We start from the raw sequence: 12036 nt of genomic DNA, 5'->3' as shown, positions 1-12036 counted from the left end.
TATGATCAGTTGCCAACAGTATGATTATATTGAACTAGCGTGTCTAAAACGCCTAGCGGTTACTATCGAGATGAAAGATGGTGAAGTTGTGCGTGGTAGCTGCGAAAACACGGTGGTAGCCGACAAACAGGAATGTTTAGTTTTAGAACAAGAAAGCCAAGCTGTCACTGTGGTGCTTGCAGAGATTGCAAATATCTCTGCCGATACTGATAATCCTTACTTTACAACATTAAGATTTCAGTGATAACGCCATAAAGACACTTAACGGATTGTCGCGGTACATCCCAAAGCACTCACATCGCTCAAACCCCAAGCTCTCATAAAGACTTATCGCACTGACTTGCTTAGAGCCGGTTTCCAGCCGAATCAGTGGGATCTGCGCTTCACCTGCATAGTGAAGCAAAATTTGCATAATACGTTTAGAAAGCCCTTTACCTCGATAGCTAGGTTTTACGTATAAGCGTTTAATTTCACCGTATAAGGTTTTATCAAACTGCTTTACAATCGCACCACACGCTACAATGCCCTCTTCATTTTGTAAGCCAACGGCATACACGTTAGGTTGGTTAATTTCTTCTATTGATAAAGACTGTGCACTGGCGATTGGATATAAGCTGTTCATAAGCTTATCGATTTCAGAAAACACCGCGACTACTTGTGGGTCATCTGACTTTAACTGAATTAATTGCATACCTGCCTCTGAGAAATAAGGCCAATTTGTCCCGAGCTCATAGACTGAGCAATATTATTACTATTCTGGCCAACGCCAAACTATACCGAGTTAGAAATAATAAGCAAATTATAGAGGTAAGATGATAAGCTGAATACGTGTGGAAATTTTACAACGGCATTAGTTTAAATGATTAAACATTTGTTTTATATAGATAAAAAATTGTAACCCTGAACTGTTACAAAGTGTAAGGTGATGATGTGTATTAGATACCTTTAGGTAACTAAGAATTTTTCATTCTGATTTTTTTGCGCGAACATCATGCTTTATCGCACCGCTCTTCAGTATTGATACTTTGGTTTCTACAGGTGGTTCGCTCTTGCTTGGAAAGCTCAGTAAAGTCAGTAATAACAACACGCTTGTTAGCGCTATAATCAGCGGGATAGAGGTATGCGAACTTGTGTGTGATGCTCGATGGGGCATAAACAAACCTACGAAAATGAATTTGTCTTCCCTAAAAACCAATCCTTTTTAACCAATAACCAAAATAGCACTTAGTTAAATACGATTACTTTTTATCACATCTAAACTTTTAGTGCTATACCATTTAAAAAAAACATTAAAAAGTATTACTTCGTTTACTAATGACGTTGCTGCTCATTCACTTTCCACTAATCCAACTGACGGCCCCAACCAAAGTTATTAGCTTGCTGCTTGAAGGCTGAACTGCTTATTCACTAAGCTTTGGTAAAGCGAAGAGTGTTGCATCAAATACTGGTGATCTCCCTGTGATTCGATCTCACCTTTGTTAATGACGATAATAGTATCAGCATCCATAACCGTACTGAGTCGATGCGCGGCAATAATTGTAGTACGACCTTTTTTTGCGTTTTTCAGGGCAGTTTGGATAGCGGCCTCACTTTGTGAATCAAGGCTTGCCGTTGCTTCATCCAACAGCAGCAATGCTGGGTCTTTTAATAGTGCTCGCGCCAATGCAACCCGTTGCCTTTGTCCGCCAGACAGAGTAATGCCACGCTCACCAATTTGAGTATTCAACTCATCAGGTAGTGTCGCGATGAACTCAGCTAAATCGGCCGTGGCAATGGCATGCTGTAATTGTTCATCATCTATTGCCTCATCAGTACCGTAGACCAAGTTTTCATATAAGGTGCCGCACAACAGCGGGCTCTCTTGCGCAACATAACCAATTTGCGCTCTTAAATTGGCTCGGTCTAGCTCTTCAACATTAAGCCCAGCAATTTCAATGTAACCACGCTGCGCCTGGTAAAAGCCCTGCAACAAAGCAAAGAGTGTAGACTTACCAACTCCTGATGGCCCAACAATCGCGGTCGTTTTTCCACTTAAGAATTCACAGCTCAAGCCATTAAATACTGGTTTATCATCAGCATAACTAAAAGATAAATTGCGAACATAAATTGACTTATCAGTCAGGCTAACTGTATGACCACTTTCATTTTCTGGTGCTGTTGCTAAGATTTCATTAATACGGACAGCCGCTCCTCTTGCTTTATTAAACGCAGCTACCACCATGCTTAACTGCCCCATAGGCAACACTATGTTCAGTAAAAACATAATAAACGCAACAAAAGCGCCTAGCGTCATTGCACTATTGGCAACCCTTGATGCACCAAACCCTAGTACTAACACTATCGAAGCCATGATCACTAAATTCACCAATGCGCCCATGGTCGCTAAAAGCGTATGTTCTGACATTGCGGTTTTATAGAGTGACTTCAATTCATTGTTATTCTTTTTAGCTTCTATTTTCTCAGCACCTTGCGCTCTTAGTAAGCGAATATTGGCAAACAGCTCGGTTAACCTTCCAAGCATAGAGGCTTCAGTATCTTGTAATGACTTAGACAGCTCCGTCAGCCTGACGGAAAACGGTAAGATGATCAGAAAACTAGCCGTCACTGCACCAAGCATTACAAGTGTCATTTGCCAGTCTAAAAACCATAGAATAATAAAAGAACCAAATAATGAAACTACACCAGATATAAAAGACACAGACTGCTCGCTCACCAGATTTTCAATAATTTCAGTGTCTTTTACGATGCGATTGGCGGGTTCCCCAGCCCTAGTATTATCAAAGAAGGAAACAGGCAAACGAATAAGATGCTGAAAAAGGTCTCCGCGTAATTTAAGCTTTTGCTCATTGCCAATTTTACCCATGATATAAGTCATTAACCCTGTTAGCACAGCGGAAAACACTAATACCATAATTAATATGACTATCTGTTCAATTGAAAAATGACCATTTTCTCCGAGTTCTTCCAGCAATCTTTTCGTTTGCAAAGGCACCAACAAACCTAAAACACTAGAGATAAGCGTAAATAAAACCAGAGTTGATAGTAATAGTCGACTTGGCCGCGTGCGCCTGACCAGCTGTATTAAAGATGATGTATTGTTCATAATTATGATGTCCCCCGTTGAGTAGGCAACATAATAATTGACCACATTTTAAATATAGTCAATTTAAATTTGACCTATTGGTCATTTTTAAATTGACTGTATACTGCAATGTGAACAGGAGGAGTTATGTCTGATAAGCGGAAATTAATACTGGCATGCGCGGAGCAGTTACTTTTAGCTGAGGGCGATAGTGCCTTTAGCATGCAAACCATCGCCAATAAAGTGGGCATTTCGAAAGGTGCTATCTACCTACACTTTAAGTCAAAAGACGAACTACTATTAGCCGTTTTTGAGCGTCAAACAGCGGATCTGCTAGATAAAATAAGAGCGATATTAGAAAGTGATAAATTGACACCAATTGCTAAGCTAAAACAACAAATTCGCTTCCAGCACGAAGATTTACAGCAGTACCAAGCGATGTTTCAACTCTTATTGCAGGAGGAATCACTGAGCTTTTCAAATAACTTGATCATGTTCTATCAAGAATTTCGCTTAACGTGGCTTACGCTACAGGAAGGTTTTTTACTTGAAAACTATGGCGAGCAAGTTCGTCCATGGAAAACCGATCTTGCTATGACGCTTGATGGCATTATAGCTAACTACCTTTCGCTTCCCGTGATTGAAGGTATTGATTTCGACACTGAAAAGCTGGTTAATTGGGTAGTGTCGTGTATGGACTCAATTTGTACAGCGCTACCAAATCAAGCCCTTTTACCGGTGTTAACCGAGCAGGATTTCCCATCTCAAAAAGAGATCGAAGCCAAAAAACGACAACTCCACGAACAAAAAGTCCAACAAGCTTTTTTACAGCTCCAGGAGAAGTCTCAGAAGCTAAAACTTACACCACAAAAGCGCGAGATCGTAGACCACACAATCGCTCTATTGGAAGCTCAACTACAAAGTAAAAACCCTGATACAGTATTAATCAGGGCGCTTCTCGCTGGACTTAGAGACTACAGAGGGTTAAATACTGAGCGCCAGCTACTCGCAGAAAGACTCAATGTAGAGGCAGTGTAAACAAAAAGTATCGCTTCTCTACTTGGTTCTTCCAAGCACCGTGTTACTAAGGGCAACTTACATACTAGTGCTCGCGGCGGTATTGCTGTGGACTAAGTCCTGTTTTTGCCTTAAACAATTTACTAAAATGCTGTGGATACTCAAATCCCAATGAGTAGGCCACTTGGCTAATTTGTTCATCCGTACCTAACAAGCAGGTTTTTGCTCAATCAATAAGGCGCTCTTGAATGACTTGTTGTGCCGATTTACCTATTTCACGTTTTAGCATGTCGCTGAGGTAGGATGAAGACATATGAAGTGCGCTAGAGCAATAGGCAACGGTGGGAAGCCCTAGCTCTAACGCCTTTTGTTTACCAAAGTAATCATCCAATAATGTGTCAAGCCGAGCGACAACGTCAGAGTTTGTATTTGTCCTCACATAAAACTGCCGATCATAGTAACGCACACAATAATTGAGAATAAGCTCGATGTTTGCAACAAGCAGAGTTTGGGTGTGCCTATCAATGCCCTGCTTGTACTCTACTTCAATTTTACCCACCAAATCAGTCAGGTTTTTTCTTTCTTCATCTGACAAATGCAATGCTTCATGACTATCATAAGAGAAGAAGCTGAATTGCTCTATACACTTTCCAAGTGCAGACTTTCTTATCAAGTCAGGATGAAACAAAAGTGTCCACCCTCCCGGTTCCACCTCTCTCTCAGCAGTAGAAACTGTGATACGTTGACCTGGTTTGGTAAATACCAATGTGCCTTCTTTAAAATCATATTTATTTCGACCATAAGTTAATTCATCGCAAAACCCTGACTTAAGGCTCATCTGAAATAAGTTAATAATATAGCTTTGATTTATATAAGGAATATTCTTGGTAAGTAATACGTCATCGACTCGGATCACCGACACCAAAGGATGGCGAGGCGGGTCGAGATCAAACATCTTGTGCACTGCTGCTATATCATTAATTACAATCGCTTTTGTCATATCGAACTCTGCAAATCCCGCAGCTTTATTCAGTGCCACGGGACTCTGTCATCTTGTAAATTTAAGTCGTTGCCTACTTAACCATCTCCAGAACCAATTTATCGAAGTATTTATCCGATAGCCACCTTCGTAAAAAAAGTAACAGCAACGCATATTTTCCGGCCGCATAGCGTGTCTTTGGAGCTTCACTATTCACTGCAACCGCTATGGTATCTGCAATGATCTCTGGTCGGGTATTTTTAGTGTCCTTATACACCTGCGATGTTGCTTCCACCATGTTTTTAGCCATTGTCTGATATGGACCATTATCGGAGCGAAGTAGCATAGGTGCTGTCATGATGTTGCTAAATTCAGTCTCAATCGCGCCAGGTTCAATGATAGATACTTTTAAACCAAGATGTTGTGTCTCTACTCTTAAACAGTCACTCCATCCTTCAAGAGCGTGCTTTGTAGCATGATACCAAGCCCCCAACGGGGTATATACTTTGCCTGCCACAGAGGAAACATTAATAATGTGCCCCTTACCTCGCTCGCGCATGATTGGCAGTACTTTTTGAGTGAGAAACGTTGTAGCAAAAAAATTCACTTCAAATTGCTTTCTGATATCTTCTTGTCTGGTTTCTTCCACCGCACCATAAACAGAAAACCCAGCGTTGTTTATCAACACATCCACATAGCCATGGCGTGTAAAAATCGTCTGTAGTGCAGCATCAACTTCATCTTCGTGGGTAATATCCACGTTGAGGGCAACGCCACCAGCTTGCACTAGCTCAGCCATGTTTTCCATCCTGCGTGCAGCTCCATATACAATATGACCTTGAGAAAGTAGCTTAAGTGCAGTGGCTTTACCTATGCCTGAAGATGCTCCCGTGACTAAAATCACCTTTGCATTATAAATTCTCATCTTACCTTATCCACATTATTGATTTGGTTTTACTATATCTGGGCCCACCAAATCGAACGTATACATATCCCTGTAAGACGTACACATATTTTTAAACATCACTAAATTGACCATAAATCCAGCAAGTTAATCATGAACTGCTATATTGTTTTATGAGGATACGATCGGGGAATGTGATGCTAACAGCACTAAAAGACAGTATGCCAATTTTGATTGTTACATCTGAGTGGTATGTCAGTCATACAACCACTGCTGCGGAAAAACTGCTCGTACCTGAAAATAATATCGTTAATAAGCACCTTGAAGACCTATTTACCTTTCCCTCATGTGTAGAAGAGCAACAAAAGACGATTGCAGATGGTTCTTTGATACAAGTTTCGTTGCGCACATCGCCAAACGTACAATTTTTACTTTCCTTTTATGATGTCCACAGCAATGAAATATTTGTGCATATTGCCGAGCTTTCTACTTATTATTGTCAAAACCCTTTAGAGGACGAACAAACCCGAATTTTACGTCACGCCGTCAACAGCGCAAACCTCGGCGTTTGGTGTTACGACCTGCTAAACAAGACAGCATATTTTTCTCCCAAATTTAAATCTCTTATAGGCCTTCCGGCCTCGGCCGAGCTCGACTGGGAAACCTTAAAAAGTATGATTTACCAAGAGGACCAGCCGCTATTTTCCGAACTGCTCTCCCATCACATTGAACAAGGACTTATGCTGCATTTTGAGTTCCGACTAGAGGTTAGGGGCTCAATCCATTGGTTTGAGCTCAAAGGCGAGCAAGTTAAATATTGTATCCGAACACACAGTGTGTATGGGATTTTGGCTGACTGTACTCACGAAAAAGACATGTTAGTCGCATTACATGATGCAGAAGAAAGCAAAGAACTTGCTATGCAAGCTGGGAAAATAGGCACTTGGCGAGCAATACGAGTAGCGAATCAATGGATTTGGAATTGGGATCATCAAGCGAATGAAATTTTTAAGCTTTCGGAAGATGATATAGGCAATCTGCATCTTTGGGAGGCTAGCCTTCATCCCGACGATAAAGCTCGGGTTATTCAAGCGCTAGAAGCATCATTAAGCTCAGGCGAGATCTTTGAGCAGCGCTATCGCGGTCTGCTCAACGACAAGGATATTGTTGTCGTTTATGCTAAAGGCGTTGTCGGACTAGATGAATATGGCCGACCATCACGTATTGATGGTGTTGTTATCGATCAAACCGATGTATATATTGCCCAAAAAAAGCTCCAGCATATTAATCAAGAATTAGAGCAACGCGTCGCTGAACGCACTGCAGATCTTGAGGAAGCTATCATTAAAGCTGAGCAAGCCAGTCGCACCAAGTCAGACTTTTTGTCTATGATGAGCCATGAACTTAGAACGCCAATGAATGGCATTATCGGCTCCTTAGATCTCATGGCGTTATCAGAGCTTGATGAAGACAACCAAGAACTCTTAGAAACCGCATCTATTTCAGCCAATAATTTAGTCTCAATATTGAATGATATTTTAGACTTAGCCAAAGTTGAACAAGGAAAAATGGAGCTTGAGAGCTATCCTTTCTGCCCTTCCAAAATGCTCAATAACATCATCAAAACTTTCGAAGCCCACGCGCGCGACAAAACGGTAAAATTAACGGTGCATGAGGACATAAAGCTACCACTAGAAGTAATTGGCGATGAAAATAGAGTGCGACAAATAATCTTTAACGTTGTTAGTAATGCCATTAAATTTAGCGTCGCAGATCGCGAAGGCGGCGCAAAAGTCACCATTAATGTGCACTGGGCATCAGAGGGCGTTGCCTTATCTCACTTGATATTTAAGATAGAAGACAATGGAATTGGCATTGCACCGGAAGTCCAAAAGAAACTGTTTACCCCCTTTACACAAGCCGAACGTTCTATTACTAGAAAGTATGGCGGCACGGGGTTAGGCCTTGCAATATGCGGCAAGCTTATTGACCTTATGGGTGGCAAAGTCGCTTTAAAAAGTAAATCTGGTGAAGGCTCAACTTTTACCATTACCATTCCTGTTTGGTGTCCGAGGACGCAACAACAGCCCAACATGCCATTTAATACACTCTATTGGCTAAGTGATGCCTGTTGGCAAAGTTCGTTGTCGCTGACTCAGCTGTACAATGCCTGTACGCATTTTTGCAGCGAGATCAAAATCGTCGAATCACTTAATGAAATCAAAGAGACAGGCGATACCGCGCTCATTCGTGTTGTTACAAGGCATGATGAAGCCTGGGCAAAGCGAATACGCTCACCTATTCCAGAGTTAGTATTTCTTGATGAAAAGGCGTTTGCTAACTTGAATAGTACAGTGTTAACCACACAAAAACCAAAACCAATTACGCCACAGACTCAATACTCAATCGGCCAATTACTAAACAAACTTAAAACCAGCCAGCAAAATGATGAGGCTGATTTAGGTGAGCTAAACGATTTCAGTGAACTAGACGCACTACTTTCACTAGACGATAAAGCTTCTAGCCTAAAGGATGATAAAACGAGCACTAATGGTAAGCAGCATATACTCCTTGCAGAGGATAATCCTTTTAACCAAAAGCTCATCGTCAAACAACTTTCTAAACTCGGGGTTTCCTGTGATATCGCTAATAACGGCAAAGAAGCTTTGGTGATGTATAAAAGTCAGCAATATCATCTTTTACTAACCGATTGCCATATGCCAGAGATCGATGGCTATGAATTAACTAAGTTAATTCGCGCATTTGAGTCCAAAGAAGAGCGCAGTGCAATTCCTATTATTGCCGTTACTGGCGCTGCGATGAAAGGGGATAAAGAGCTTTGCTTAGACAGTGGCATGAACGATTATGTTAGCAAACCTGTGCGGCTACAAGAGCTCAAAAACACTTTAGGTAAATGGTTAGATATGGACTTTACACAATGAGTCAAACTCTCAACCCTCAGGTACTTATCGACTTAATTGGTGATGACTTTGCCACAGCAAAAAAGTTTTACACCGACTTTCTGGTGCAATCGAAATCGAGCTGTGCAAAGATTAAAGAGGCATACCAAACACGCGCTTTTCAAGCGTTAAAAGACGAGGCCCATTACCTCAAAACCTCCGCCAAAGCAGTGGGGGCAGAGGTACTAGCTGAGCATCTACAGGCGTTAGAATATTCAGCACTTGATAACAACACTACGGAGTGCGCCGAAAAAATAAAAGCGATACACCATGAGATCGGTAGCGAGTTTGTTCGAGAATTAAAAGCCTATTTAACTTCTCAGTCGCAAACTTAAAGCGTAATCGACTGCTCAGCAATCGCTACTTTGAGTCCTGCGTGTTCAAACTTCACAACATCTTCTTGATGCTGGTAATGATAGACCCAAGTATTTTTAATGATGTCTTCGCGATAGCTCGTCAACAACTCATCAAGGGAGCAATGGCTGGGGTTGTTTGCAAGACCGCAATCATGAAAAATAACCTCGCCGTTACTGACATGGTGATGGAGTAGCTCAGGAATAGCCTTAGTATCACCACTGTAAAACAAGCTACCAGGGAGGTGTAACGAAAAAGCACTGTTGGGCTCATGATGACGAACGGCATAACTGTGTATACGCTGCCCACGATGAAGAAAGCTTTCTGAAATTGGAAATAAACGAAAGACCTGCCAAACACCACAGTTACCCTCGCTTAGTCCGGTGTAGGCGAGCATATTACACAACCCAACGATTAACTCTGCTGGAGCGTATAACGTGACTTGGTGCTGACTCAATGCAGCCTGAAAGTAAAGCTGCTCCAATCCACCAACATGATCATAGTGAAGGTGGGTGATAAATACAGCATCGGGTAATGATGCAAAATGGCTTTTATAGCGTGACACCGTATCAAAGCCACAATCTATCAATAACCAAGGTAAGCCTTTATGGGTCAATACGCAGGTAGAACACCCAAGAGTTGCAGCGCTGGCGGCACTTCCAACTCCTAAAAAGACTGCAGCGTCTGGTTTACAGTGACTATCAACGAATGATTTCGGATTGACAGCGTGTAGCTCGGTCTTCTTGGTCATGTCTTTCATTGCACTGTCAGAAAAATAAGCAAGCAATAGCGCCAGACTACACTGTCGAATTTACAACCACATGACAGTCATATCTGCAAACTTTTGGCTCAGCTCACTATGTGATTTCGCTATTTTGACCAACCTTGAGTATCAATATTTATTAACTCATTGATTTATATAGATACTATTTATGGTATAACTATTGCTGAATGATAACCTTATGTCATCACCACTATGGAAAATAACAACGATGAAAAAGCTCTTCACCAGTTTAGCTGCACTTAGCCTTTTATCTGGCTGTGTCGTACATATCTCTCCAAGCGCAGCAGCAACCAAAACCCTCCATAAATCTTTGCAACTCAACGCTGCAGACATCAGCAAACTTGATGCAAATACCACCTCGGGTAATATCCAAATCATTGGATACGATAACCAACAAGAGATCCAAGTGGAAGCTTCAGTGTTAACCACAGAAACGGAGAACTATCGACTTACCCTTGAAAAGTCAGGTGATACCGCCATGTTGGTAGCCGATTCTGATACAAGTTCTGGTGTACAACGGTATCGTAATAACAGCCCGAGAATTGACTTAACCATCACCATGCCAAGTCAGCTCGCACTAACACTTGATGACAGTTCGGGTGATATAGCCATCAAAAATATCAAAGGTTTTATCAAGCTAGATGATGGCTCTGGCAATATCACATTAGAAGATATTCAAGGTGCTGAAATTGATGACGGCAGTGGCAATATTCATGTCACTAACGCCCAGCAACTTGTTATCGACGATGGTTCTGGCGACATAACCATAACGGGATTGTTAGATACACTGGAGCTGGAAGATGGCTCGGGTAATATTGATGTGACTGGCGGCACGAATATCAAAATAGAAGATGAATCTGGCGATCTAACCCTTCGCGGTTTTAGCGGCAACGCTGATATCGTCGATGGCTCTGGCTCACTAGTTGTTGAAGGCGGGCATAATATTAAAATCGATGATGAGTCTGGGAACATTAGAGTTCGTCACGTCCAAGGCGATGTCACTATCGTTGATGGTTCGGGCAATACGGATATCGAAGCAGTTAAGGGCCATGTTCAAATAGAAGACGGTGCTGGAAATATTCGTGTGGTAAATGCTGGCTCCTTGACCATTACCGAATCAGGCTCAGGCTCGGTGAAAATAGATAAGATAGCTGGAGCCGTAAAACTAGATGACTAGCTGAATAACTTTAGTGTGGAGCAATATACGATTGCTCCACAGTCTCAACATTAGCTCGAGACTATGTGTAAAGTCAGATCGTCTTTCTGACGGATTTCGACGCCCATCCATCGGCTTCTTTGATCCCTAATGACAAGGCACTCCCTCATCACCCGAAAAACATACTTCTCGGCGGGTGAAGCGCCTCCCACAAAACTATTTACACTGTGAGCTTGGAGGCTACGCTGATAGTTTTTGCAATGCTTTCAAGAAGCTTAACCGTAAAAATCGTAGACAATCTCACAAGCAACTTATTCCCCCTCCATCACACCCGAAGCATAAACCGATATGCAATGTGCCGACAGGATGTCGGCCAAGTCTTGTCAGGCACAGGGACGTGCCTTACAAGACGGTTGCACTATATCGGCTTAGGATTTGTGATGCTGGGGCGACGTTTTCTTGGTTCGCTCGATCGCGTCGTTTAAAAAGAATGAACGAGGAGCGTATGGATGCGCTTTGATATTAAACATGGAGGTTTATGTTGCTAACGGCTGATAACTCGAAATGTATTGCAAAGTCAGCCCGTCCTCCTGACCGATTTCGACGCCCATCCATGGGCTACGACTACCTTTTCTTTGCTTGCCCAAAGAAAAGGTAGCAAAAGAAAGGGCACTCCCAACATCACACTGACTCCTCAAGTAAATCGCCAATATGAACGTCCCCGCTGTGTAAGGGCCCGCCTTGGCCCTGTCACCGCTTTTCACGCATCCATGCGGTGAACTGACTCATAGGCAATTAAC

General features: G+C 42.2%; 11 protein-coding genes. 5 read left to right on the top strand and 6 right to left on the bottom strand.

The genetic code is table 11. The features are described 5' to 3' along the window. Position 1 precedes the first annotated feature (1 nt). Positions 2-244, top strand: coding sequence for a Rho-binding antiterminator (locus tag CWC03_RS16390; RefSeq protein WP_138582792.1), 243 nt, complete (start codon positions 2-4; stop codon positions 242-244). Here the strand turns inward: CWC03_RS16390 and CWC03_RS16385 are convergent. Then, positions 230-691 carry a GNAT family N-acetyltransferase gene (locus CWC03_RS16385; protein WP_138582791.1) on the bottom strand — a complete coding sequence of 154 codons (462 nt, stop codon included), beginning with the start codon at positions 689-691 and terminating at the stop codon, positions 230-232. The two genes, CWC03_RS16390 and CWC03_RS16385, sit on opposite strands and share 15 nt — an antisense overlap. A gap of 681 nt (positions 692-1372) precedes the next feature. Continuing rightward, the gene (locus CWC03_RS16380; protein ID WP_138582790.1) at positions 1373-3103 is read right to left on the bottom strand and encodes an ABC transporter ATP-binding protein; all 1731 of its coding nucleotides are present in this window, start codon (positions 3101-3103) and stop codon (positions 1373-1375) included. Between the two features lie 126 nt (positions 3104-3229). Between CWC03_RS16380 and CWC03_RS16375 the strand changes: the two genes are divergently transcribed. Then, entirely contained in the window at positions 3230-4120 is an 891-nt protein-coding gene (locus tag CWC03_RS16375; RefSeq protein WP_138582789.1) for a TetR/AcrR family transcriptional regulator, read from the top strand. Positions 4121-4184: 64 nt separating this feature from the next. On the opposite strand, the gene CWC03_RS23980 is transcribed toward CWC03_RS16375, so the two are convergent. Genes CWC03_RS23980 through CWC03_RS16365 form a run of 3 tightly spaced genes read right to left on the bottom strand, consistent with a single transcriptional unit; the run spans position 4185 to position 6003 of the window. Continuing rightward, positions 4185-4313, bottom strand: coding sequence for a helix-turn-helix domain-containing protein (locus CWC03_RS23980; RefSeq protein ID WP_212748158.1), 129 nt, complete (start codon positions 4311-4313; stop codon positions 4185-4187). 12 nt (positions 4314-4325) lie between these two features. After that, entirely contained in the window at positions 4326-5138 is an 813-nt protein-coding gene (locus tag CWC03_RS16370) for a helix-turn-helix domain-containing protein (RefSeq protein WP_212748157.1), read from the bottom strand. Positions 5139-5172: 34 nt separating this feature from the next. After that, complete coding sequence (locus CWC03_RS16365; RefSeq protein ID WP_138582788.1) at positions 5173-6003, bottom strand: oxidoreductase; 831 nt, start codon at positions 6001-6003, stop codon at positions 5173-5175. 176 nt (positions 6004-6179) lie between these two features. Here CWC03_RS16365 and CWC03_RS16360 point away from each other — a divergent pair, with 176 nt between their 5' ends. Together CWC03_RS16360 and CWC03_RS16355 are read left to right on the top strand one after the other, a co-directional pair. Next, positions 6180-8924: an ATP-binding protein gene (locus tag CWC03_RS16360; protein ID WP_138582787.1), complete on the top strand. Its 2745-nt coding sequence runs from the start codon at positions 6180-6182 to the stop codon at positions 8922-8924. Then, positions 8921-9277 (top strand): Hpt domain-containing protein, encoded by a 357-nt coding sequence (locus CWC03_RS16355; RefSeq protein WP_138582786.1) that lies wholly within the window; start codon positions 8921-8923, stop codon positions 9275-9277. The genes CWC03_RS16360 and CWC03_RS16355 overlap by 4 nt, the downstream gene beginning before the upstream one ends. Here CWC03_RS16355 and CWC03_RS16350 read toward each other — a convergent pair. Beyond that, positions 9274-10047: an MBL fold metallo-hydrolase gene (locus tag CWC03_RS16350; RefSeq protein ID WP_249314057.1), complete on the bottom strand. Its 774-nt coding sequence runs from the start codon at positions 10045-10047 to the stop codon at positions 9274-9276. The genes CWC03_RS16355 and CWC03_RS16350 overlap by 4 nt on opposite strands. Before the next feature lie 211 nt (positions 10048-10258). Here CWC03_RS16350 and CWC03_RS16345 point away from each other — a divergent pair, with 211 nt between their 5' ends. Beyond that, positions 10259-11257, top strand: coding sequence for a DUF4097 family beta strand repeat-containing protein (locus tag CWC03_RS16345; RefSeq protein WP_249314056.1), 999 nt, complete (start codon positions 10259-10261; stop codon positions 11255-11257). Positions 11258-12036 lie beyond the last annotated feature (779 nt).

Origin of the sequence: Pseudoalteromonas sp. S2755, assembly GCF_005886535.1 — a bacterium.
Lineage (GTDB): Bacteria > Pseudomonadota > Gammaproteobacteria > Enterobacterales > Alteromonadaceae > Pseudoalteromonas.
Note: the sequence above shows the minus strand (reverse complement) of the source record. Positions and strands in the feature narration are given on the sequence as shown.

Coding starts and splice junctions, on each gene's coding strand:
- CWC03_RS16355 (WP_138582786.1), top strand. CDS start 8,921: ATGAGTCAAACTCTCAACCCTCAGGTACTTATCGACTTAATTGGTGAT.
- CWC03_RS16345 (WP_249314056.1), top strand. CDS start 10,259: ATGTCATCACCACTATGGAAAATAACAACGATGAAAAAGCTCTTCACC.
- CWC03_RS16360 (WP_138582787.1), top strand. CDS start 6,180: ATGCTAACAGCACTAAAAGACAGTATGCCAATTTTGATTGTTACATCT.
- CWC03_RS16380 (WP_138582790.1), bottom strand. CDS start 3,103: ATGAACAATACATCATCTTTAATACAGCTGGTCAGGCGCACGCGGCCA.
- CWC03_RS16350 (WP_249314057.1), bottom strand. CDS start 10,047: ATGACCAAGAAGACCGAGCTACACGCTGTCAATCCGAAATCATTCGTT.
- CWC03_RS16365 (WP_138582788.1), bottom strand. CDS start 6,003: ATGAGAATTTATAATGCAAAGGTGATTTTAGTCACGGGAGCATCTTCA.
- CWC03_RS16375 (WP_138582789.1), top strand. CDS start 3,230: ATGTCTGATAAGCGGAAATTAATACTGGCATGCGCGGAGCAGTTACTT.
- CWC03_RS16385 (WP_138582791.1), bottom strand. CDS start 691: ATGCAATTAATTCAGTTAAAGTCAGATGACCCACAAGTAGTCGCGGTG.
- CWC03_RS16390 (WP_138582792.1), top strand. CDS start 2: ATGATCAGTTGCCAACAGTATGATTATATTGAACTAGCGTGTCTAAAA.